Origin of the sequence: Leptospira andrefontaineae, assembly GCF_004770105.1 — a bacterium.
In the GTDB taxonomy this organism is placed as follows: Bacteria; Spirochaetota; Leptospiria; order Leptospirales; family Leptospiraceae; genus Leptospira_B; species Leptospira_B andrefontaineae.
The window spans coordinates 1-25091 of the sequence record NZ_RQEY01000008.1; the positions used below are offsets into that span (position 1 = coordinate 1).

Here is a 25091-nt window from a genome sequence, read left to right on the forward strand (position 1 = left end):
TTCTTGCAAAGTCCAAAACATGGATGCAACTTTGTTATATGCATCCAATCAGATGATGAATTTCTTAAATAACGAGTTAGGTGTTGTTCAAGATGCGTTGCAAGATCTGATCAATGGAGGGAATGGAGGCGGTACATATCTTTATGGAGATGCCGATGATGACAGATCTTATGGAAATACGAACTGCCTTTCCAGTGGGAATTTATGTGGAGAGGATCATCCGGAAGCTAATATAACTTCTCCGAACTATGTTTCCATTAGTGATTTATTAAACGGTAATTCAGGTAATTCTCAGATTGGAAACGCAATCATGGCGTATTTGGATTCCTTGGTGAACCAAGACGGCAAGTTTACAATGATGGATCTGGTCAATTCGATTACGAATGCTTACTCGGACAGTTTACTTGCAACAAATGATCCGCTCAGATTATTAAATTTATCCACAGGGTCAACGATCACCGGTATTTCAGATATGGATTTAGTTGCTTTCAATCCGGAGATAGCACAAGTCTTAGGTATTACAGCTTATTGTCCGGATTGGGCAGGGTGTTATAGCGGGAATCTTTTAAATCCTGGTACAGGGATTTATGGAGCTAACCAAAGTTATTATGATTTTATCGTAGCAAACGGAAGTGGAGATTTTTACGATTATATCGCTCGGGAAGCAGGAGGTTGGACAGGGATCCCTCTTCTTCTTAACGTTCCTTTAGAACAATCTGCAGCATGGGTGCAATTTTCTTATTCTACTCAAAACAATAATACAAGCGCAAACGCAACAACTTACCAGGACATGGTCATCCAACTACAAGGATTCCAGTATAATTGGGTCCAGAACGTTATGCCTTCTATCACAAACTGGGTGGCACAAGTAGCGAATTACCAGGCACAATATGATAATTGGCAGATCGAAAAAGCAGAAGCAATTGCAGAAGCGCAAAGCACATATAGCCAAGGTGTGAGCGATCTTCAGGAGCAAGAAGCTGCATGGATGGCTTCTATGACTTCTACCCAGAATGCAGCGGAGAAGGCGTTTAACGCGGCAGAGAATGCTCTCAGGGATGCAAAAGGCCAAGGCAATTACGATTCTTTATACCAACAGATCATGGCAGGTTTGAACCAGGGTAAAGGGGGCTTAAATGCAAACTCGGAAGCTTCAGCTGATTTAGTTTCTTATACAGAGATCTTAGCGAATTTATCCAAAGGATTGAATGACAAGTCTACTAGTGCCATTCCGGACTCTACTCTTCTAAGCAATTTTGCGAATAACTTTTCGAATTTAGTTGCGGGAGTTTCTAATCTTTCTCTTCTTTCTGCTACGAATAATAGCGTAATGGATAGTACTGCGAATTATATGCTCAGCATCGCAGACTCGATGAAAAACGAGAAAACTTTCAAACAGAATGCAGTAGGAAAACTCTTAGAAGCGAATAAAATTGAGACCAAGGAAGTAGATGGGGAAACTTACGTCTTAGATTCTCATGGGAAAAGAATCGCAATTTTAGATGATAATAACGAACAAAAGAAAGACTGTCCCCTGCCAAATGCAATATACAACGTTATGCGGCCTCCTTCTTCCAGTCATAAAAGTGAATTAGTCCATTCAAAACCGGATGCGATTGAAGTGGAATTTCCGGAGAAGCTCTACTTGAAACAATTCTTCCGGTAGGAGTATCTCCGTCGAGTCCCTGGTGAGGTCGCATTTTATTGTAGTATTGAACATATTCTTTCAGAAGAGATCTCGCATGGTTCTCTCCGAAAACGATAATATGGTTCAGTAGATCTTTACGAACAGATCCAATCCATCTTTCTGCAAATGCGTTTTGCCATGGGGATTTAATAGAAGTTCGTATGGGGCTAATTCCCAGTTGGATCATGGAATTTAAAACAGCTTGGTTAAACATGGAATCGTTGTCTAAAATCAGATATTGAATATTTGACTGAAACGGGAATGTATCCTTTAGCTGTCGAATCATCCATTCCGCAGAAGGTTGAAAAGTAAGATTAAAATGCAGAACGCGTCTGGAGTGATGTTCTATAATAAAAAAGCAATATAAAGTGGTAAAGCCAAAACATTTGATTGTAAGGAAATCCATCGCTGCGATATGAGCAGTTTGGTTTTTCAGGAATGTTTTCCAACGTTTCCTTAAAATTTCGATTTTAGGAGGTAAAGGTTTTATTCTTAGGATAATTCTTCGAAGAGTAGTTAACGGAATATCAATACCAAGGTATTGTAATTCGGATTGTATCCATTGGTATCCCCAATTCGGATTTTCTAATGTAAGCCGATTTATTATCGGCAAGATCTTTTTGTATTTCAAAAGACGTCGTTCTTTCTTTTTGCCTTTTATGAATTTCCCAAATTTCGACTTAAGGGTGTGAATTAAATTCCATATGGATTCGTGCCATCGAACAAGAGTTTGGGGCTGGACGATAAAAAGGAAATTGCTCCATAATTTTCTGGGAAGAAATCTTGTAATAATCAACAGAGAGAATCTTTCTCTTTGTTTCGTTTTGATTTCTTTTACCCTTCTTTTGTAAATCTGCAATTGTAAGTATTGGAAAATGATAATTAAGATTAGGGACTTATTTGAAACTTTTCTGATCTTTTTATATAATCTGGAGTTTTGGATCATCATTCTAAAGCAATTTTATGGAGAATGTATTCATTTGACGAATGGAATTCGAATTTATACGGACAAACCCTACCGTCCGTGTCTTTGTGCCTCTGTGTGAGAAAAAACAAAGAGGAGCTAAGGAAAGACGGGAGACATTGATCTACAATCGCGACAGCGATCGCAGCATAAATCCGGCGATGCACCATCGTAGAGGATGAAGGTTGTGAATTAGAAAACCATAATGGTGCTTCGCCGATTGAAGCGTAGAGCGCGACCCGAGTGTAACGAGGGGGTCGCCCCCACTATCGTCCTCCGAATAAAAACAAGCTGAGAACAACAGAAACAATACAATCGTAGACATGGAAATCTACTTCGTTGAAAAGAGGATATGAAAGGGATCTTAAAAAATCCTAATCCTTCGCTTCGTAATATTTGGTCGAAGCTTCTTTCAAGAATTTTTTCTCTTTTTTATTCAGAGAATTCATTCCTTCTTTAGAAATTTTTTCTAAAAGACGATCTACTTCCTCTTTCGCCTCTTCTCTGGTTTTCATCTCTTCTTGCCAACGAACCATCTTTCTTTTTTGTCTCCATCTGGAAAAAGAGAAACTTGGTAATTTGAACCCGAATTTATATTTTACTTTAGTATAATATAGAAAGTAAAGTCCGCCAGCAGCGAAGCCTCCGAGCCCGTTCGCGATTGGAGTTCCGGATTGTAATCCTAAAAGTACTAAAACGACTAGGATTAAAGCTGCCAGATACTTTGCTTTGATAGGAAAAATCCCCCAAAATAAAAGTTCTCTATTTGGCCAGATCAATGCGTAAGCAGTGATTAATCCGTATAGGACTGCGGAAATCCCGAGCACCGTCCCTTGTTGGAATCCAAAAAGGGAGGCAAGCACCGTAGCAACTCCGCCTCCGAAGATACAGAACATAAAATAACGTAAAAAATTCCTGGTTCCCCAATGAGACTCTAACGCAGACCCGAACATCCAAAATGCGAACATCTCGAATAGGAAGCCGATCAGCATATTAGGGGAATGGAGGAAGCTGTAAGTCAATAACTGCCAGCCGAAAAACTTTTCTAGGACTAGGCCGGGAGTCAGTCCGAATAGCCCAAGGATGGCTAAAAGTATGGGTTGGGCTACCAGGCTTAGAATAAACTCTATCCCGAAAATCGCTATATTTAAGATCAAAAGTTTACGAACGAGGGGAGAGGTCGAGACACCGAATCCGCTAGAGAAAGACGCCATTGCCTTCCTAGTTTTCTTTTTTCCTTTCGAACGACAACCTAAATCCGGATTTTGTTTCCTTTGACAGTTTGGGGGAAATATAGTAAATGTTCCTAAGATGGAAATCTTCTTGTACGGAGTCCGGGGCTCAATTCCTGCCCCCTTATCGAATGAGGAATACAGGGAGAAAGTAATTTCCATATTGAGACTGGTTGCCAAGTCGGAGGGAAAAGCTTTCTCTTCTCCCGAAGAATGGTTCGATCAGTTGCCAGAACCTCTGAATTATGTGGTAGGCGGAAATACTACCTGCGTTCGGATCATTGGTTCTTCCGGGGTGGAGCTGGTTGTGGATCTAGGAACTGGAGCCAGAGTTTTGGGAGAAGACTTGGTCCGAGAAAAATTCGGGCAAGGCAAGGGAGAAGCTTCCGTCTTTTTTACTCATACCCACTGGGATCATATCCATGGGATCCCTTTTTTCAAACCGATGTACATTCCCGGAAACAAGTTCACCTTCTATTCTCCCTTAGAAGATCTTCCGGAAAGATTAAAATACCAACAAGAACCCAGATTTTTCCCGATCCATTTCGACCATTTCGGTTCAGAAAGAAATTTCCATAAGCTCCAAAAGGGAGAAGTCCTGGAAATTGGCGGTGTAAAAATAGAATGGCTCGCTCTCAAACATCCCGGAGGCTCCATCGCTTACAAATTCACCGAAAATGGGAAAAGTTTTATTTTTGCCACTGATGCCGAATACAATGGCGAGGATTTTCCTCTCATCCAGGAGCAAAAACCATTCTTTAAAGGCGCAGATCTTTTGGTTTTGGACGCCCAGTACACTCTGGACGAATCCTTTCAAAAATTTGATTGGGGCCATACTGCTTACACTATGGCAGTCAATTGTGCTTCTTCCTGGGAGGTCAAAAAACTGGCTTTGACCCACCATGAACCCGCCTATTCCGACGAAATTTTAGCCATCATCTTGGATGACGCCAGAACCCATGCTGAAAATCTTGGAGCTAAGGACCTATCCATTGTACTGGCTAGAGAAGGAATGAAATTCAAACTCGTATGAATCTATTTAGCGAAGGAATTCACAGAGCTACAAAAACACTTTTGATCTTTGCCTTGCTGGGCGGTCTGTTTTTCGGATACATTATCGCGGAAGTGGATGAGGGGGGAGAGCTTGCGATCTTAGCTTCTTACCAACCTACCACACCAACTCGTCTATACGATATCAATGGTGTAGTGTATGCGGAGTTATATCGCCATAAACAACAACTTCTGAAATACCAAGATATTCCTCCTCATGTGGTCCAAGCATTCCTTTCCGTAGAGGATAATAATTTTTTCAACCACTTTGGGATAGATTTCTCAGCAATCCTTCGCGCGGCGGCAGTCAACGTTATCTCGGGTAGGATCAAACAAGGTGGATCCACTCTTACTCAACAGCTAGCTAAAACAGTTTTGAATAATAGGAAAAAATCCTTTATTCGTAAATTCGTAGAAGCACTGTTTACTCTTCAGATAGAACAAGAATATTCTAAAGAAGAAATATTAGAAATTTATTTTAACTTAATATACCTGGGTCATGGAACAACGGGTCTTGCTTCTGCGGCAGATGTGTATTTCCATAAGGATGTTTCCGACTTAGATGTTGCGGAAGCAGCACTTCTTGCAAGACTTCCTAAGGCACCGGTGGATTATTCTCCTTATAAAAATCCTGCTGCTTCTAAAAGAGCTCATTTGGAAGTCCTAAAACTTATGGCTTCTCAAGGATTTGTTCCAAACGATAAGGTCCAGACCATTCACGACGAATTCTGGGAAAAATACTGGCCTATCGTAATCACTCAATCTCCTTCTCAATCTACTTGGGGAACTAAGCTGAACAGGGCTCCTCATTTTACGGAATTCGTAAGGCAAAGATTATTAAAAGAATTGGGAGAAGATAGGATCTACAGTGGTGGCCTAAAAATTTATACCACTCTGGATATCCGCAAGCAGGAGATCGCTCAAGACGAACTTCGTAAGGCTCTCAAAAAACATGATGATCTGGTTTCAGGTGTTACGGTAAATTATGCTGGTGGCGCTGATCGAGGTCTTGTAGGACTTTATAATTTTATAGGTTCCTTATTCCCTGTGGCTCCTCCTTTTGTAAGCCGTTTAGATGATAAGGCAAACTTCAGAGTTGCGCTCGAAAAAGAACTTATCGATTCGGCGGATGTTCTCAGTTTACTTCTTCCTGCGGATAATGAGTCCGCCGCATTTACTGAATTCCAGAAAAGATCTGCGGTATTCGGTAAAAACCTTCACGTAGAAGGAGCCGCTATCACAATAGATCATACCAACGGCTATATAGAAACAATGGTCGGAGGATATGAATTCACTCCTAAAAACCAATTCAATCGCGCGGTTCAGGCGAGAAGACAGACTGGATCTTCTTTCAAACCTTTTGTGTATGGGGCTGCGATCGCAGAACGTATCGTAGGTTCCGGAACTGGGATCATGGATGCACCTTTAACCACCTTAACGGAAGAAGGAGAAGGTTGGTCTCCTCAGGATTTTGACGGGGATTTCCAAGGGATGGTCCCACTTTCTAGAGCACTTTCCATGTCCTTGAATATTGTTTCTGTGCAGGTGTTCCTACGCACGGGCGCGGATGCAGTCATAGATTTCGCTTCTCGTTTAACAAAGGCTGATAAGAGCAGATTTATGCCAAGTCCTGCGCTTGCATTGGGGATTGCTGAACTTTCTCCGTATGAAATGGCAGTGGGATATTCTATTATTGCAAATAAGGGAAGAAATGTGATCCCACTTTCTGTTCGATATGTGATCGATCAGTCAGGAAATGTAATTTATAACGAAGAACTAAAAGTCAGGGAAGAATTAGATAAAGAAGCAGAAGACGGTTCTATTCAGATCATCAGCGAAGGTACAGCATATATTCTTCGCAAAATGTTGACCATGGTTGCCATGGGCGGAACTGCTGCAAACGGACTCCATTCTCCTGACCAAGGAAATTACAGAGGGATTGCTGCCGGAAAAACTGGATCCACTTCTTCTTTTACAAATGCTTGGTACTGCGGATTCGATCCTAAATTGACCACTGTCATTTGGCTTGGATTTGATAAGAGTTCTATTTCACTCGGAAGAGGCCAGGCTGCTGGAGTCCTTGCAGTTCCTATTTGGGGAAAAATGTACCGTCGTTTCTATAACGGTGAGAATTATCCGACTTTCGAGAATGAACACGGTTTGGATCCGCAACCCGAAGAAGTACAAGGCGGGGGAACCTGCGCGTATAATGGATTGTCTCCTAAACCCGGAGTATGTCCTGTTACCCAGAACTTGACCTTAAAACCGATTACTGTAGCAGGTGTGACAAAATCCGTCCAAGCAAACCGCCAATGCGACGGAGACCGGGACCATCATAAGTCGATAGATTTTAGAGAATTCCTGCAATTGGAATACCAGATCAGCGACGAAGAGATCGGAAAAACGGAACGTAAGTTTAAACCGCAAGCGGACTAGAAATTTCCAGTCGCTTGCGCGAAAATTCGTCCAAAACACCGTTTTGACAAGAACGACTTTACAGAATTTTTCAGCTTTCCGAAAGTGAAATGGAGGCGGTCCCGGAACGGGACGTATACACCGACCTCCGTAGGATCAAGATGTCGATAGAGATCAAGGTTCCCGAAATGGGTGAATCCATTACGGAAGCAACAATAGCAAACTGGGTAAAAAAAGAAGGCGAACGAGTAGAACAGGACGAGGTCCTGGTGGAATTGGAAACCGATAAGGTGACCATGGAGGTACCGGCCCCCTCGGCGGGAGTTCTCCAAAAAATTAACAAGAAGCCGGGGGAGACGGTCAAGATCAAAGAAGTGATCGGAATCATTGACCCTTCTGCCTCCGCAAAAAGCACTCCTACTTCAAGCACTCCTTCCTCAACAAATACTGCACAAACTAACACGACTAACGCAACGCAGAATGATACACTTCCTCCTGCAGTTCGTAAATTGATAGATGATAACGGATTAAATCCTGCTTCTATCTCTGGTTCCGGTAAGAACGGACAGATCACCAAAGAAGACGTGTTAAACGCAATTGCAAATAAACAGTCAGCACAACCCGCTGCTGCGGTTTCCGCGGCTCCAGCACCGGCTAAGTCTGCTCCTTCTCCTGAAATTCCTAAAGCGGTTCCTGCTGCTTCTCGTAGTAATCTTCCGAGAGAAAACGTTGTTCCGATGACTAAACTTCGCCAGACGATCGCAAATCGTTTGGTTGCAGCTCAGCATAACGCAGCATTACTCACTACTTTTAACGAAGTGGATATGGGTGCTGTGATGGACCTTCGTGCTAAATACAAGGACAAGTTCAAAGACGCGCATAATATTAATTTAGGTTTTATGAGCTTCTTCACTAAGGCAGTGATCGGAGCTTTAAAATTTGTTCCTGCAATCAACGCAGAAATTCGTGGTACTGATCTAGTTTATAAAAACTACTTCGATATCGGTGTGGCTGTTGGAGGTCCAAAGGGTCTGGTAGTTCCGATTGTTCGTGACGCGGATCTTTTAAGCTTCGCTCAGGTTGAATCCGAAATTGCTCGCCTCGCTAATAAGGTGAAGGATGGAAAAATCGATCTTTCCGATATGGAAGGTGGAACATTCACCATCTCCAACGGAGGGATCTACGGCTCCATGATGTCCACTCCTATATTGAATCCACCTCAAAGTGGAATTTTAGGACTTCATAATATTGTAAAACGTGCGGTAGTGGTTAACGACCAGATCGTTATACGACCTATGATGTATGTTGCCCTTTCTTATGACCATAGGGTTGTAGATGGAAAAGAAGCAGTAACCTTCCTCGTAAAAGTAAAAGAAGCGATCGAAGATCCGACCCGCCTTCTTTTAGAAGTCTAAGGAATAGAAGGAATCATGGCGGAACAATACGACGTATTAGTTATCGGATCGGGACCCGGAGGTTATGTGGGCGCGATCCGAGCGGCCCAACTCGGGTTCAAAACAGGGATCATCGAAAAAAGAAAAACTTTGGGAGGAACCTGCTTGAACGTAGGTTGTATCCCTTCCAAAGCACTTTTGGATTCTTCTGAAGAATATCATAAAGTTTTACATAAGACTGATATCCATGGGATCGGAGTTGGTAAGGTCACTCTGGACCTAAACAAACTCATGGAGCGTAAGAACACTATCGTCAAAGAAGTCACAGACGGTGTAGACTACTTGATGAAAAAGAACAAGATCACTCGTTATGAGGGTTTTGGGAAATTGCTCGGAGGGGGCGAGGTAGAAGTCGCTCTCACTGACGGCAAAAAAGAAGTCCTAAGCGCAAAACATATCGTTCTGGCAACAGGTTCTGTTCCGATAGATATTCCAGGTCTGCCAGTGGACGGAAAGTCTATCATCACTTCCGACCATGCAATCGATCTAAGAACCGTTCCTAAAAAACTGGTGGTGATCGGCGCAGGTGTTATCGGTTTAGAGTTAGGTTCCGTTTGGGGAAGACTTGGGGCAGAGGTTACAGTGGTGGAACTCCTACCAGGGCTTTTACCTACAGTAGACAGATCCTTCGGTAGCTTATTACAGAGAAGTTTAGAGTCCCAAGGTTTTAATTTCTTATTCGAACATAAGGTATTAGGAGCGACTGCTTCTAAATCGGGTGCTAAAGTAAAGATTGCGGCACCGGATGGAAAAGAATCCGAACTGGATGCGGACGTTGTTCTTGTGGCAGTCGGTCGTAAACCATTTATCGATGGGATCGGATTAGAAGCTGCCGGGGTCCAATTAACAGAGAGAAAAAGGATCAAGGTAGATTCTCATTTCCAAACCAGCGCAGCCGGTATCTATGCGATCGGTGACGTAATCGACGGACCTATGCTTGCTCATAAGGCAGAAGAAGAAGGTGTTGCACTTGCAGAATTACTCGCAGGTCAATCCGGACACGTTAATTACGCTGCGGTTCCGAGCATTATCTATACTTGGCCTGAAATGGCTTGGGTTGGAAAAGGTGAAGAAGAACTTAAAAGCGCCGGTGTAGAATACAAAGTAGGTAAGTCATTATTCAAGCCGAATGCAAGAGCTAAGGCTATGAACGAAGCGGAAGGCCAAGTCAAAATTTTAGCAGATAAAAAAACGGATAAGGTATTGGGAGCGTTTGTGTTCGGGCCTAGAGCTTCGGATATGATCGCTGAACTTGCGGTTGCAGTAGAGTTCGGTGCTTCTTCGGAAGATATAGCACGTTCTTTCCACGCACATCCTACATTGTCCGAAGTCGTAAAAGAGGCCGCTATGGCCGTAGACAAGTGGGCAATTCACGCTTAAGTAGGGGAGAATCCGATCATGAAAATCGAACAATTGATGGCATTATACGGAGAGAACGGAGCATTACTCGAAGAACTTTACGAAAAGTTTAAGAAGGATCCGAACTCTTTGGACAAAGAATGGTCCCTGTTCTTTCAAGAAGTAGAGACTAACGGAGTATATCCTCAGAATGGATCTAACGGAAACGGGAATGGTAACGGAAAATCAGCCGTTGCCACTTCTTTTACCGATGCTCAGGCAGGATCCATCCGAGAGATGGGGATTATAAACCTGTTAAATGCGTATCGCAGACAGGGACACTTAGCTGCTAATGTAGATCCACTTGGAATTTCTCAGCCAAATAGAAAGTTCATCGAATCTAAATTGGGAAATCTAACCGCTGCAGATCTAGATACGGTAGTCGACACACAGAATCCTTCTTTAGGTCGTGCAAAACTGAAAGATGTTGTAGCTTGGTTTGAAAAAGCATATTGCAGCACAGTCGGTTACGAGCAATATTATCTAGTAAATGATGAAGAAAGAGAGTGGCTCCAACATCAGATCGAGTCTGCAGAATATCACGCACCTCTTCCTAAGAGCATACGCTTGAGACTGTTCGAAAAATTATTCCAAGCGGACCATTTAGAGACATTCTTAGCTAAAAAATACGTAGGTAAAAAACGTTTCTCCTTAGAAGGGGGAGAAAGTATGATCCCTATGCTCGATACGATCGTCGAAGAGGCTGGACGTTTCAAAATGGACGGACTAGTGATCGGTATGGCGCATAGAGGACGTTTGAACGTACTCGTGAACGTGATCGAAAAACCCGCTTCTTTAGTATTCGCAGAATTCGAAGAGAAGGCGGACAAAAGCGCTGGAAGTTATGCGGACGTTAAGTATCACTTAGGATATTCCAATAGCAAAATGACTTCAAGTGGGAAAGAAGTTAAACTTTCTCTTGCTTTCAACCCAAGTCACTTAGAAGCAGTGAATCCAGTTGTTACCGGTTCTGTTCGTGCTCGCCAAGAGCAATACGGTGATGCGGATCGTTCTAAATTTATGCCGATCACCATCCACGGAGATGCTGCATTTGCAGGTCAGGGTGTGGTGGCAGAAACCATCAACTTAATGAATCTAGATGGTTATACTACCGGTGGAACTTTCCATATTGTGATCAATAACCAGATCGGATTCACCACTTTACCTAATGAGTCCAGATCCACGTTATACGCAACTGATCTTGCTAAAGGTTACCAAATCCCGATCGTTCACGTAAACGGTGACGATCCGGAAGCTGTATATCGAGTGACCAAGCTCGGAATGGAATATCGCCAAAAGTTCAAAAAAGACTTTATCATAGATTTGATCTGTTACCGCAGATTAGGCCATAACGAAACGGACGAACCTGCATTCACTCAGCCTAAGATGTATTCCATCATCAAAAATCATCTTCCTACTGCTCAACTATATGAGAAAAAACTGATAAACGACGGTGATATTACCGGAGAAGAGTTGGACTTCATTAAAAACGGTTCCGCTCAAGGTTTAGAAGATTCTTTCCAAAGAGCAAAAGAACAAGATATCAAGATGAAAGTCGATACTATGCAAGGTGTTTGGGCGAAATATTCCAAAGAACCTCTGGATAGTGGTACTGCTACTTCTTTACTTGCGGAACAAATCGATCGTATCGTAAAAGCGATCACTACAGTTCCTGAGGGTTTCACTCCGAATCCTAAACTAGTAAAACTTCTACAAAGCCGTAAGGAAATGGCGGAAGGAAAAGCTTCTTTGGATTACGGAATGGCTGAGGCTCTTTCTTTCGGTTCGATCTTGGAAAACGGATTTAGAGTTCGTCTTTCCGGTCAGGATAGCCAACGTGGAACATTCTCTCATAGACATGCCGTTCTTGTGGATATCAACTCGGGAGCGAAATACGTAGGTCTAAATCATATTTCCGAAAAACAAGCTAGGGCAGAAGTTGTTAACTCTTCCTTATCTGAATTTTCCGTTTTAGGTTTTGAATACGGTTATTCCCTTTCTGATCCAAGTGCATTAGTTCTTTGGGAAGCTCAGTTCGGTGACTTTGCAAATAATACTCAGGTGATCTTTGACCAATTCCTATCCAGCTCGGAAGTGAAATGGCAAAGGATGTCCGGTCTTGTGATACTTCTTCCTCACGGATACGAAGGACAAGGACCAGAACATAGTTCCGGTAGGGTCGAAAGATTTTTACAACTATGTGCGGACAATAATATGCAAGTAGCGAACTGTACGAATGCTGCTCAGTATTTCCACTTGCTTCGTAGGCAGATTCTTCGAAATTTCCGTAAACCTCTGATCATCTTCACTCCTAAGTCTTTGTTACGTTTCCCTGGAGCACTTTCTCCTATAGACGATTTATTAAAAGGTGCGTTTAGAGAAGTCCTTCCAGACCAGGCTGATATCAAAGCGGATAAGGTGGAAAAGGTAGTTTTCAGTTTCGGAAAAGTATATTATGATCTTCTAAAATATAGAGAAGAGAATAAGGTGCAGAGCACTGCACTTATCCGAGTGGAACAGGTTTATCCTTTTCCTGCGAAAGAGATCCAAGAAGTACTTAAAACTTACAAAAACGCTAAAACTTTTGTTTGGTGCCAAGAAGAACCTAAGAACCAAGGTGCTTGGACATTTGTAAGGGATAGATTCGAGGATCTTCTTCCTAATGGAACTAAACTAAAATACGCTGGAAGAAAAGAATCGGCGAGCCCTGCTGCAGGACATATGAAAGTTCATACAAAAGAGCAGGAACAACTAGTTTCAGACGCATATACGGTCTAAAACTTAGGTGTCGAATAACGTGGGAGAACCCGTTCTATTAGCATTAGTATTTGCGGATCGGGTCATCTCGGAAGATAACGGGAAAAAAGGTATTATAGGGACTTTTACTAAGTTCTTTACCGGACAATTTCCCGTAGTCTTTCCTCCCTGGGGAATATACGTATGTGTCACAAATCTTTCCCCAGGAGACCATGAATTTTCTCTAGAATTGGAACACGCAGATTCTGGCGAAAAAGTAATAGGAGTCGGAGGAAATATCCGGGTCAATAACGGCTCCGAACCTGTTGAAATCGGTATCCCAATTCCTCATGCAGTTTTTCCAAAAGAAGGAAGATACATTCTACTTTTTAAAGTGGGGACAGAAATTGTAGGAAGCCGTCCTCTTTGGGTTGATAAATTAAATCCCGCTTAATTTTGCCTTTTATAAAATCTTAAATCTTTTACGACTTCCTTCGTTTTCTTGTACGAGGGCATAATAATTTTTTTCCAATATTAATCTTTTGAAATACGCTTGATTTGGAAATTTTTTTCAAGTATTCTACCCGTCTCTAATATACGAATTTATTATATATTATGGCGACGCCTGCAGAAAAAGATATCACATTAGAAAAGGCTTTGAAGGATGCGAAGCTGATAGAGGCCAAATTTAAAGGCCTTCTGGAATCATTACCTGATTCAATCGTAATGGTAAACGATTCCGGAAGTATCGTGTTTGTGAATGAACAGGCTCTTAGAATGTTCGATTACAAATTAGAGGAACTTTTGGGACAGCCTATAGAGATCTTACTACCTGATAGGTTCAGAAAAAATCACATTTCTCATCGTGATCATTATTTCACACAACCAAGAACAAGATCCATGGGTGCAGGTTCCGAACTTTTTGGTAGGAAATCCAACGGAGCAGAATTCCCGGTAGAGATCAGCTTAAGTCCTTATCGAACAGAAGAGACAACATTAGTACTAAGTGCTATCAGAGATATTAGGGAAAGGATCAAGGCAGAGGCAAAGTTCAGAGGACTTTTAGAATCCGCACCGGATGCAGTTGTGATTGTAAATCGAGACGGCAATATAGTCCTAATCAATTCCCAAGCAGAAAAATTATTCGGATACCCGAGAGAAGAATTATTACATAAACCGGTAGAAGTTTTAGTGCCTGAAAGATTCAGAGCAAAACATCCACAAAACAGGATCGGCTTTTTTAATGATCCGAAAGTCAGAGGAATGGGAAGTGGACTGGAATTATACGGACTTAAAAAGAACGGATTAGAATTTCCAGTAGAGATCAGTTTAAGTCCTTTAGAAACGGAAGAAGGTATGCTGGTTTCCAGTTCAATCCGTGATATCACGGAAAGAAAACTACAAGAGGAATTTAGAAGAGCTGCATTAGAAGAACAGAATGAAAGAATGAAGGAAACAGCCAGATTAAAAAGTGAATTTCTGGCGAACATGTCCCATGAGTTAAGGACTCCTTTGAACGGTATTATAGGTTTTTCCGAATTACTTTCCGACGAAAGACCTGGATCCTTAAACGGAAAACAAAAAGAATACTTAACGGATATCTTAAATAGTGCGAATCACCTTTTGAAATTGATAAATGATGTTCTTGATCTTGCAAAAGTAGAATCCGGAAAGATGGAATTGTTTTTGGAAACATTTTCCTTATCCACTGCGATCAAAGAAGTTTCATCGATCATTCGTCCATTAGCAAGAAAGAAGAGGATTAATTTTTTAGTAAAAGTGGATGAGTCTGTAGATTCAGTGATATTAGATCCTCAAAAAATTAAACAAATATTGTATAATCTATTATCTAATGCCGTCAAGTTCAGCCATGAAGGCGGAAATATCAGAGTGAATATGGAAGGGGAGGGTAAAGATTTTATCCGGATGAAATTTGAGGATGAAGGGATAGGTATAGATGAGAAAGATCTTACTAGGATTTTTGAGGAATTCCAACAAATAGATAGTGGAGCAAATAGACAATTTCAAGGAACAGGGTTAGGGCTTGCTTTAACCAAAAGGATCGTGGAGTTGATGAACGGGACAATAAATGTAGAAAGTGAGTTGGGAAAAGGATCGGTTTTTACTATAATACTTCCTAGAAAGATCTTGAATGGTAAATAGATATGGCTCCTAAGGTTTTGGTAGTAGATGACAATATCGTAAATCTTAAATTGATTTGTGAATTATTGGAGTTGGACGAATACGAAGTTTTAAAAGCAGGAAATGCAGAAGAGGCGCTTCAGGTCATCGAAAGTTTTCCTTTAGATCTTATTCTCATGGACATCGAGTTACCTGGAATAGATGGACTTACTCTCACTAGACAATTAAAAGAAAGGGAAAATACGAAAAATATTCCTATCATAGCCGTTACTGCCTTTGCAATGAAGGGAGACGCACAAAAAGCTTATGGAGCGGGTTGCGATGGATATATTACAAAACCAATTGATACAAGGAAATTTACGGAACAAATTAACGGTTTTATTAAGGGTTTAAACCCATGATCCAAGGGATTTTTTTCGTCTCTTATCAATACACGGTCTTTTTTTAGACTTAATTTTTATGCTCATTCTAGTCGTAGACGACAGTTACCAAAATAGGAAATTAATTTCTGCCCAGTTGGAAAATGGATCTAGGAAAATTTACACTGCTTCTAACGGGTTGGAAGCCTTGGAGATCCTGGAAAACACTGTAGTAGATTTGATCATTTCCGATATCCTAATGCCTCAAATGGATGGATATCAATTTTGTTCTAGAGTAAGACAAAATGACAAGTTCAAACATATTCCAATTATTATATATACTGCAACATATACTTCTGATTCGGATGAAAAACTTTCCTTTGATCTGGGCGCAGACGCTTTTTTAAAAAAACCTGCAGGACTAAAGTTACTTGAGGAAACTGTAACTAAACTTCTCCAAAACCCTAGATCCAAACGTAATGTGAAAGAACTGGTCTTAGATTCTGCACCACTACGCCAATACAATCACAGACTTGTAGAAAAGTTAGAAGAGAAAAATTTCGAACTTTTAAGAAGAAGTGAAGAGTTGGGTTATGAGATAGAAGAAAGAAGAAGGGCCGAAAGGCTGAACAGAGAGGGTGAAGAATTATTCAAGGAGCTCACAGACGCGATCCATGAAGTGTTTTGGATGACCAGTCTTTCTAAAAATGAGATCGTTTATATCAGCCAAGGATATGAACAGATCTGGGGAAGATCCAGGCAAAGCCTTTTAGAAAATCCAATCTCTTGGATGGAATGTATTCATCCGGATGATCGAGATAGAGTGATGAATAGCGCAAGGACGAGACAAGTAACCGGCGAATACAGAGAGGAATATAGGATCATTCGTCCCGACGGAGAGATTAGATGGATCAGAGATAAGGCATTTCCAGTTAAGAATGAAAAAGGGGATACAATCCGAGTTGCAGGAGTTGCGGAAGATATCACAGAACATAAATTGAAAGAATTTCAATTAAAAGATGTAGAAAGAAGAAAAGCGGAGTTAGAAGAACAACTTATCCAAGCACAGAAACTGGAAAGTTTAGGCACCTTAGCAAGCGGTATTGCTCACGACTTTAATAATATACTTTCTATCATTATGGGTCACACCTCAGTGATAGAAAATAACAGGAATAATCCTGAAAAATTTTCCCAACATGTTTCGGCATTACATATGGCTACTCAAAGGGGAGCGTCCTTGGTTAAGCAACTTCTCACCTTTGCCAGAAAAACAGAATTTAATCTGGAACCTGCACAGATAAACGATATTATATTAGAGATCAGTAAATTGATCTCTCAAACATTTCCAAAAAATGTCCGATTACTTACAGACTTCCAAGAGGATCTTCCTCTGGTTCATGTGGATACCAATCAGATCCATCAAGTTTTATTAAACCTATGTGTGAACGCTCGGGATGCTATGCAAGACGGCGGGCTCTTGACTATAGAAACTTTTCTCGCTGAATCGGAAAATCTAAAGATGGGATATTCCAAAAGTTTAGCTGAAAAATATGTAATACTTCGGATCTCAGATTCCGGAAGTGGTATGAGTGAAAAAACAAAACAAAGAATTTTTGAACCATTCTTCACTACTAAGGATATAGGGAAAGGAACGGGACTTGGGCTCGCATTAGCATATAGTGTGATCGATAATCACAAGGGTTGGATCGAAGTAGATTCTGAATTAGGAAAAGGAACTACGTTCTTCGTATATCTACCTGTGCCTAAAGAAAAACCGAAAGTGAATATAAAACCTAGTTATTCTGAATCGGAAACTTTAGGAGGTGAGGAAAGTATACTTGTTATTGAGGACGAAGAACTTCTACGGAATATGTTGGCGGATCTTTTGGAGTCCAAGGGCTATAAGGTGTATTTGGCTAGGGATGGAGAAGATGGTGTGGAACAATTTCTCTTAAAACATTCTGAGATCCAATTGGTGCTGACTGATCTCGGTCTCCCAAAGTTTGGAGGAGGAGAAGTTATTAAAAGGATCAGAGCTATTCATAGTTCGGTCAAAATACTTTTAGCAAGTGGATTTATGGAGCCTGAGTTAAAACTTTCTTTAAAGGATTATGGAGTGAGTTATTTTATCCAAAAGCCTTATTTGGGTGCCGACATCCTTTCCTGTATTCGATCCGCTTTGGATCAAAAATAAAGTTTTTACAAGTTCGTTAGGCGCTTTTCTTTAAAATAAGATTTCACTTAATTTTATCTTATATTAGAAATAAAATATTGATCTGTGTAGCAATCGCTACAGTGTTGGTTTTAATAAGTGAAAAAGAGAAACGAAAATGAGCCATGCACGTCTTTTGCCGGTCTTAACCTGGAGGCTGGAACTATTTACTCATACTGTTCCTGTTCCATTCGCAGTATATTTTTCTGCGGTAACAGGTTCCTTATACTCCTTAGAAGAATATCTTTCTATGGGAGTTGCTGCAACGATAGCCGCAACAGCTATGCTTTTAGGAGCCTTCTATCTTAGATATATAAGATTAAAGAAAGCCTCTTATTTAGAGGATAGAAGTTCAGTTGAGCCGAATCTTTTATCTTCTGCAAAATCAATTTATATTACTCAACCCATCTATGAATCTTTTGTGATCGCGGGTCGTTGGTTTTTTGGCGTACTACTCGCTCATCTTATTGTGTATTTGATTGTGGGTTATAGGCCCAATCTGATTGCCACAATTCCAGCATTGTACCTGGGAATTATCCCAATTTCCTTTATTAGTTATTTGTTTATTACTGAGTATTCCGTTCGACCTGCATTGAGTAAGAATAAGTTCAGAGAAGTCGAAGCAAAGACCAGGTTATTTTTTCCTTATTCCAAACGCTTATTGGTAGTTGTTATGGCAATGATCTCTATGCCATTCAGTCTTTTAGGTTACATGTTGTACGCAACTGTGGATGGAAGGATCCGTCTGGAAAATCCACTTCTACACTTGGCGATTATGGCATTCTTATTTTCAGTTCCTTTGATCTTCACTGCTTGGATAGTGACTGAGGCAATACGATCTAGACTTTCCTCTGTAACTGGATTTTTGGAAGAAGTAGGAGAAGGTAATTTCGGACTGAAAATTTCTCCTTCTTCCTTGGACGAATTCGGCAAGCAGGAACAAAGGATAGGCAAGGTTGTAGAAAGATTAAGAGGTCTCTACGAGGAAATCCAATCTTTGAATGAGGGTTTGGAATCTAAAGTAGAAGAGAGGACTAAACAGTTAAAGGAAACCGCAGACGAGCTTGGAAAAAGTTTAGAAGAGATCCAAAAGTTGAAACTCAGTCAGGACGGGGATTATTTTCTAACTTCTCTTTTGACAGAACCTCTTCATTCTATTCAGTTGCAAGATTCCGAATATTCTTTTCGTTCTTTGACTGTTCAAAAGAAAAAATTCAGTTATAAGCAGAAAGAAAGACAGATCGGTGGAGATATTTCACTCGCACATTCTATTCGATTAAGAGGAAAACCGTATATCGCATTCGTAAATGCGGATGCAATGGGTAAATCTTTACAGGGTGCTGTAGGGGCAATCATTCTGGGTTCTATTTCCAGATCTATGATAGAAAGAACTCCTGCTTTGTATCGAAATGTTTGGCCGGAGAGATGGTTAAAAAACTGGTTTATAGAATTACAAAAAGTTTTTGAAGCATTCGACGGTTCCTTAATGGCCTCCGCATTTTTGGGATTATTAGATGAGTCCAGAGGAGTTCTATATTATATAAATTGTGAACATCCTTCTCCCGTCCTGTATCGTGATGAGACTACTATGTTTCTGGAGCCTAAGGAAAAATATTTTAAAATAGGCCATTCAGGTATAGGACGTAATGTTCATATAGAAGTATTTCAGTTAAGATCGGGAGATGTTTTATTCTCCGGATCGGATGGAAGAGACGATCTTTTGATCCAATCGGAGATCGACCCTGATGATTCCAGATTCTTAGAAATTGTAGGAAAAGCAAACGGGGACTTGGATCGCACTTACGAAATGATCCTTCAAGAAGGAGAAATTACAGATGATCTTTCTCTTCTCCGAATAGAAGCGCCAAAGAAAAGTTTAACGTCTTCTGAAATTCTACTCAAAGAATCCAATCATGAAAAAAAGAACGAGATCCAAAGGACGATCTCAGTTCAAGAATGTAGAAGGCTTGCATTGGAATATTCTTCCGGCAAAAAATATACAAAGGCAGGAGAACTTGGGCTGAAGTATGTGCAAAGAAGACCGACGGATACTGAATTTCTTTTTACCGTAAGTAAACTTCTTCGTAAGTCAGGTAAAATCGTCTTGTCTATCGACTTAGGAGAAAGATACAGAATGAGAAATCCTGTAGATTCGGATAATCTACTTCATCTTGCGGAGATGTATGCTTCTAAAAGTAGATTAGAAAGATCGTTTCAACTTTTGGCAGAAGCGACCGCGATTACCCCGGAACATCCAAGAGCGAAAAAACTTTCAGAATTTCTAATAGAAAAAACAGGGCAAATCTCTGAGTCTAGCGAGGATAGAAGGATACTTAGATAGGGTTTATCTCAATTTCATCTTACGGATCTCTTCCGCTACCGGGATGTTTTGGTATTCTATCCTTTCTTTTCCGTAATAGAGTAGCGCCTCGATAGAATTTGTTTTTGGAAAAAATTTACGGATCTCAGTAAGAGGAATACGGATCGTATCTGAATTCGGGTTTTTGTTAAAGAACTCGGTATTCTCTGCTCTTAATATAAGCTCGAGATCTTTGGGATCGAAAATTTTTGTCTTTTCGGATTTTATAATATTCTCTGATATTGTTTCTTCTTCTTTCTTTCTGGAAATCGTTCGAAAGGGGATTGTTGTCCATTCGAATAGTGCACCGATATCGGCAAACATTCCTAGGATATATCTGTTCCAAGGTTTATCATCGTTATCCAGTTGTCTGTATCCGTCTGTCTTCCTATAATCGTAATGAACGATCTTTGTCTCTAAGGTTTTCCTTTTTTCTAACGTTTCTTGGAAGGAGGCGGCTTCTATTTTTAAGACAAGTTCGAAATTTTGGAATTCATAATCTATCCTTCCTTTATTAGAAAGGATCACTTCTTCTTTTTTATCCAATAAACGAGAATCGATCGTTTCTTGTTTATAAGGAAAAACCGTAAAACAGTTTAGGAAACTATAATGGATTAAAACGAAGGCTGCAAAATAGCAGAAAGATCGAAATCTATTCACTGAAATAAAGGCACCATTCCGTAAGCGGACTCGAATGCATTTGCCTGCTCTTCACATGCCCAAAGCTCCAGACTTTTATCGTAGTTCTGGTTTGTGACCAAGGTGAAAATTGCCTGATTTTTTCGGACCTGGCATTTTACAGTTTCGATCAATCCCTGTCTGTTCCGATTGCATGCACTCGCGATCCTTAAAATTGCGGAAAGTTTTTCGACTGTTTCCTGTTCTCTTGGGCCGACTCTTTGGAATTCTCTATGTTTAGATTTTGGAGAACTCTTGCGGTGGTATCTTGCAGTGAGTGCTATGATCTCTATTTCTCCCCAGGTAAAGCCAAGCATCGCTTCCGAATTTCGGATCAGATAATAACTATGTTTATGATAGGCAGAATGTGAAATGAATAGTCCTACCTCATGCAGCAAAGAAGAAGCTTCCAAATATTCTCTTTCTTCTTTCCCGAGTCTATGTATGGACTGTATTTGATCGAATATATCCAAAGCAAGTTTGGAAACATGGCGGGCATATTCTTGGTCCCTTGTGTAAGAAACTAGAAGGTTCAGGATGGACTTTTGGCGGATATCATCTAAGTGTTTGGAATGTTCTAAGTCCTGGAAGTGTTCCCATTTTCTGATGGTATCGTAAATAATCCCTTCTCTAAGGGCGAACTCGGATACTGTCATATCCGGAAGGTCCAATAATTGGAATAATTCATCCAAGATCAGCATCCCGCCCACGATAATATCAGAACGTTTGGAATCAAAGCCCGGGATCTTACCTCTTTTTTTAGAAGTGTCCGCTTCTAAGATCATATTCCTTGCTCTTTTGAATTCTGAAGATTGGAATGTATAATGATTTAAAGGCCTCTCTTCGGTATCTTCTCCTTCGAATGCTCGAATGATACCTGCAGTTGCCTGAACCGTTCCGGACGAACCGATGATCATTTCCGGTTTTAGATCTCGGATGATCTTTCTGAAAGGAAGAATGATCTCTTCCACATAGAGTTTACATTTTCGTATCTGAGAAGAATCCAGGGTTTCTGATTTTAGGAATTTTTCCGTGAGTCGGATCGCTCCTAATTTGAAACTTTTGGAGAACAGAATGTCTCCTCTATAACCCACTAAAACTTCGGTACTTCCTCCGCCTATATCCACAAGTAGGACCTTTTTATCGAATACTGGAAGACCTTGTAGGACCCCGAAATAGATGAGTCGGGCTTCTTCATATCCGCTGATCACATCTATTTTAATTCCTGCTTCCTTTAAGGCTGCGGCCTGGAATTCGGCACGATTGGAAGCTTCTCTCATTGCAGATGTAGCAACTGCTCTGATCTCTGCCTTTGAATTATCAGCGAGCATCTTAAAACGCTTTAAACACTCGATTGCGCGCCTAAATGCGGGAGGGTCGATCTCTCCTCCTTCTTCCAAACCGCTTCCGAGACGAACGTTCTCCTTCTCTCGGGCGATTGCTTCAAAGGTCCCGTTTTCTCGGACCCGGACGATAATCATGTGAAAGGAGTTTGTGCCTAGATCGATGGCAGCTAGGGTGTTTTCCCGAACCATAAGTTCCCCAAGTTTATGGAGGTCGCAATGGGTTCCAATTTGTTTTTCGTTTTTTTTGTTTTGGAATTGCCCGTAAGGATCGGGCAGGAAATATTGAATTGGATCGCGCCCGTAAAATCCTAGAGATTTTCACCGATCTTGCAGATAATAAATAAGATCAACCAGCCTTCTGGCAGCAAAGGATAGAAATGATATTCGATAAGCTATACGGATTATTTTCCAACGATATGGGAATCGACCTCGGAACCGCAAACACTCTCGTCCATGTAAAAGGGCAAGGTATCGTTCTTTCCGAGCCTTCCGTAGTAGCGGTCCACGCAGCTACGGGCAAAGTGCTCGCAGTAGGCCAGGAAGCTAAGAGAATGTTGGGACGTACTCCCGGCGAGATCGTAGCAATCCGTCCTATGAAAGACGGGGTGATCGCGGACTTCGAAACAGTCGAAAAAATGATCCGCTACTTCATTGCAAAAGTCCATAATAGAACTACTTTCGTAAAACCTAGGATCGTTATTGGAGTTCCTTCCGGGATCACCGAGGTAGAAAGACGTGCGGTTCGTGAATCCGCAGAACAAGCAGGTGCGCGCGAGATCTTCTTGATCGACGAAGCATTGGCTGCTGCGATCGGTGCGAATATTCCGATCAATGAACCTGCTGGTAATATGATCGTGGATATCGGTGGTGGAACTACCGAGATCGCTGTTATCTCTCTTGGCGGTATGGTAATCGCTGAGTCCATCAGAACTGGTGGTGATGAGTTCGACGATGCAATCATCAAATATTTAAGAAACCAATACAACCTGGTTGTTGGGGAAAGAACTGCGGAAGATATCAAACTGACTATCGGTAACGCTTACCCTGAGAAAAAAACCGAGACCATGGAAGTAAAAGGTAGGGATGCAATTTCCGGATTACCTCGTACTCTCGAATTAGAATCCAATGAGATCCGTAAGGCTCTTAAAGAACCAACCGACGAAATTTTAGACGGGATCAAAAGAGTTCTGGAAAGAACTCCTCCGGAACTTGCTTCGGATATCGTAGAAAGAGGGATCGTTCTTACAGGAGGAGGATGTCTTCTTCGCGGATTAGAAACCTATCTTTCTAAAGAAACCGGTGTGCCTGTGTTCAGAGCGGAAAACCCTCTGACCTGCGTGGTACTTGGAACCGGAAAATTCTTGGACGAAGTTAAGTATCTAAAACCAGGGATCCGTTAATTCGGATCTCGGTCTCCGGTTTGACGACTGGAGTCCGATACGGAATTTTTTATGCTTTGGCTTCAAGTTAATAAAAGTAAGGAAACCGTTTCCCTTTTATTTTGTATTGTATTCTCTCTTCTATCCCTGACTTTCAAGAGTAATGTTTTAGTCAGAGGGATTGCAAGTTTTCAGAGAGTAGGGGATTCCGTTTCCGGTTCCATCGACGGAGTGGGTTCTTTTTTCAAAGGTGCTTATACTAAATTAGAATCTTTTGAAGCGGTTCGTCAGGAAAGAGATGCCTGCGTTGCTGCTATAGATGATTATAAACTTCTCCCTCAAGATCTGGAAAGAGTGAGTAGAGAAAACGAAAGTCTCAGAAGAGAATTACGTTTTAATACTAAACAAAAATATTCTACAGTCAAAGCGGAAGTTCTTTCCGTTCGTTTAAATTCCATCTATCGTACTATCATTATAGACAAAGGTACCGAAGCAGGCATCAAACCTTATATGCCCGTCACTGCAAGAGCGGTGAACCAAAAGGGTGAAATTATAGAAGCTTTAGTGGGAAAGGTGATCGCGGTTACAGGTGGATCCGCAGTGGTTCAGCCTATCATCAATTCCAATTATAATATGGGTGTTTCCATTCCGGAAAGTAATCTCTGGGCTACTCTTTCCGGAAACTCCGGGAGAGGAATGGAAGCATTGATGAATTATATTGATAGTGGTATCATCATTGATCCGAGGATTTTCGGAGATTACCCAATGGGTCCAAGTGAGATGATCCAGTACACCGAATCTTTAAGTAAGATCGGAAAACCTGTATATAGTTCTGGATCTTCCGGAATGTTCCCACCTGGAATTCCTGTGGGTATAATTACTGAAGAAGGTCCCCGCAACGGAAGTTTTAAGACTGCCTTCCTAAAACCTTTTGTTCGTTTCGATATGCTCGAGTCAGTCACCATCCTAATGAAACTTCCTGAAAAATGGGCGGAGACATGGCCGGAAGGACAGAATATCAATATAGAAAATCCTTACTTCGGTGAATTAAATTATCCTAAAGAAGATAGAGAACCGAAATCGCCGACTCCTAACGGGAACAAACCTGTGGAAACTCCTAAACCTCAAAAACCGGAAGGTAACGGTTCGGGATTCTCCGATGAGGAAACAAACTGATGATCTTAGAATATATAGTCATTGGTGCCGGGATTTTGATCTCCCACTTCTTAAATGGTACGAACTTATTCGAGATTTCCGGATTTAAACCGGACTTTATGGTGATTTTCGTTCTATTCTTTGCTCTCCGTAGAGGAACAATGGCCGGGATCTGGATCGGATTTTTTGGCGGATTACTTTCTGATTCAGGTTTGGGCGGAGAAATTGTGGGGAATGTTGTTACCTATAAAATAGGACTTCACTCTCTTACATTCTGTATCATGGGTTATATTGTAGGGAAGTTTGCAAGACCCGCTTACCATGAAAATCAGATTTCCATAATGTTGTATTCTCTGGTTGTGACTTTGATCTCAAGGATTGCTTCTTATTTCTTATTCTCTTTGTTCTTTCATGAAAATTTAAATTACTCCATCATCAGCACCTCAATCTTTAATGGGGCAATCGCTCCTATATTCTTCTGGGTGTTAGGTAAACTATACAGATTGGAGCAGGCGGAAGGCTAAA

The 25091-nt window shown here is 41.1% G+C and carries 18 protein-coding genes; 14 read left to right on the top strand and 4 right to left on the bottom strand.

Translation table 11 applies throughout. The features are described 5' to 3' along the window. Positions 1-1666 (top strand): TIGR04388 family protein (locus tag EHO65_RS04580; protein ID WP_208743985.1); only part of this gene is annotated, 1666 nt, incomplete at its 5' end. Here EHO65_RS04580 and EHO65_RS04585 read toward each other — a convergent pair. Both EHO65_RS04585 and EHO65_RS04590 read right to left on the bottom strand, forming a co-directional pair. Then, positions 1557-2318 (bottom strand): integrase core domain-containing protein, encoded by a 762-nt coding sequence (locus tag EHO65_RS04585; RefSeq protein ID WP_208743987.1) that lies wholly within the window; start codon positions 2316-2318, stop codon positions 1557-1559. The two genes, EHO65_RS04580 and EHO65_RS04585, sit on opposite strands and share 110 nt — an antisense overlap. Positions 2319-3025: 707 nt before the next feature. Then, a complete protein-coding gene (locus tag EHO65_RS04590) occupies positions 3026-3865 on the bottom strand; it encodes a rhomboid family intramembrane serine protease (protein WP_135772999.1) in 840 nt (279 codons plus the stop codon). 97 nt (positions 3866-3962) lie between these two features. Here EHO65_RS04590 and EHO65_RS04595 point away from each other — a divergent pair, with 97 nt between their 5' ends. The 10 genes from EHO65_RS04595 (at position 3963) to EHO65_RS04640 (ending at position 19990) form a co-directional block, all read left to right on the top strand. Then, positions 3963-4916 carry an MBL fold metallo-hydrolase gene (locus EHO65_RS04595; RefSeq protein ID WP_135773000.1) on the top strand — a complete coding sequence of 318 codons (954 nt, stop codon included), beginning with the start codon at positions 3963-3965 and terminating at the stop codon, positions 4914-4916. Then, positions 4913-7369: a penicillin-binding protein 1A gene (locus tag EHO65_RS04600; protein WP_135773001.1), complete on the top strand. Its 2457-nt coding sequence runs from the start codon at positions 4913-4915 to the stop codon at positions 7367-7369. The genes EHO65_RS04595 and EHO65_RS04600 overlap by 4 nt, the downstream gene beginning before the upstream one ends. A gap of 140 nt (positions 7370-7509) precedes the next feature. Beyond that, positions 7510-8763: a 2-oxoglutarate dehydrogenase complex dihydrolipoyllysine-residue succinyltransferase gene (odhB, locus tag EHO65_RS04605; protein WP_135773002.1), complete on the top strand. Its 1254-nt coding sequence runs from the start codon at positions 7510-7512 to the stop codon at positions 8761-8763. Positions 8764-8778: 15 nt separating this feature from the next. Further along, positions 8779-10182 carry a dihydrolipoyl dehydrogenase gene (lpdA, locus tag EHO65_RS04610; RefSeq protein WP_135773003.1) on the top strand — a complete coding sequence of 468 codons (1404 nt, stop codon included), beginning with the start codon at positions 8779-8781 and terminating at the stop codon, positions 10180-10182. A gap of 18 nt (positions 10183-10200) precedes the next feature. After that, positions 10201-12978: a 2-oxoglutarate dehydrogenase E1 component gene (locus EHO65_RS04615; protein WP_135773004.1), complete on the top strand. Its 2778-nt coding sequence runs from the start codon at positions 10201-10203 to the stop codon at positions 12976-12978. Between the two features lie 19 nt (positions 12979-12997). Further along, entirely contained in the window at positions 12998-13390 is a 393-nt protein-coding gene (locus EHO65_RS04620; protein WP_135773005.1) for a DUF6941 family protein, read from the top strand. 161 nt (positions 13391-13551) lie between these two features. Further along, complete coding sequence (locus tag EHO65_RS04625; RefSeq protein WP_135773006.1) at positions 13552-15099, top strand: PAS domain S-box protein; 1548 nt, start codon at positions 13552-13554, stop codon at positions 15097-15099. Between the two features lie 2 nt (positions 15100-15101). Then, on the top strand, positions 15102-15479 hold the full coding sequence (locus EHO65_RS04630; protein ID WP_135773007.1) for a response regulator: 378 nt from the start codon (positions 15102-15104) through the stop codon (positions 15477-15479). 58 nt (positions 15480-15537) lie between these two features. After that, on the top strand, positions 15538-17631 hold the full coding sequence (locus EHO65_RS04635; RefSeq protein WP_135773008.1) for an ATP-binding response regulator: 2094 nt from the start codon (positions 15538-15540) through the stop codon (positions 17629-17631). 136 nt (positions 17632-17767) lie between these two features. Next, a complete protein-coding gene (locus EHO65_RS04640; RefSeq protein WP_135773009.1) occupies positions 17768-19990 on the top strand; it encodes a SpoIIE family protein phosphatase in 2223 nt (740 codons plus the stop codon). 3 nt (positions 19991-19993) lie between these two features. Here the strand turns inward: EHO65_RS04640 and EHO65_RS04645 are convergent, their stop codons facing one another. Both EHO65_RS04645 and EHO65_RS04650 read right to left on the bottom strand, forming a co-directional pair. Then, the gene (locus tag EHO65_RS04645; RefSeq protein ID WP_135773010.1) at positions 19994-20668 is read right to left on the bottom strand and encodes a hypothetical protein; all 675 of its coding nucleotides are present in this window, start codon (positions 20666-20668) and stop codon (positions 19994-19996) included. Continuing rightward, the gene (locus EHO65_RS04650) at positions 20665-22221 is read right to left on the bottom strand and encodes a Ppx/GppA phosphatase family protein (RefSeq protein WP_135773011.1); all 1557 of its coding nucleotides are present in this window, start codon (positions 22219-22221) and stop codon (positions 20665-20667) included. Before EHO65_RS04650 ends, EHO65_RS04645 begins: the two co-directional genes overlap by 4 nt. A gap of 188 nt (positions 22222-22409) precedes the next feature. Here EHO65_RS04650 and EHO65_RS04655 point away from each other — a divergent pair, with 188 nt between their 5' ends. The 3 genes from EHO65_RS04655 to mreD are packed head-to-tail and all read left to right on the top strand — an operon-like array spanning position 22410 to position 25090. Then, on the top strand, positions 22410-23432 hold the full coding sequence (locus EHO65_RS04655; protein WP_008595388.1) for a rod shape-determining protein: 1023 nt from the start codon (positions 22410-22412) through the stop codon (positions 23430-23432). 51 nt (positions 23433-23483) lie between these two features. Then, positions 23484-24587, top strand: a complete 1104-nt coding sequence (mreC, locus tag EHO65_RS04660) for a rod shape-determining protein MreC (protein ID WP_135773012.1) — start codon at positions 23484-23486, stop codon at positions 24585-24587. Continuing rightward, complete coding sequence (gene mreD / locus EHO65_RS04665) at positions 24587-25090, top strand: rod shape-determining protein MreD (protein WP_100708168.1); 504 nt, start codon at positions 24587-24589, stop codon at positions 25088-25090. The genes mreC and mreD overlap by 1 nt, the downstream gene beginning before the upstream one ends. Position 25091: the final 1 nt, after the last annotated feature.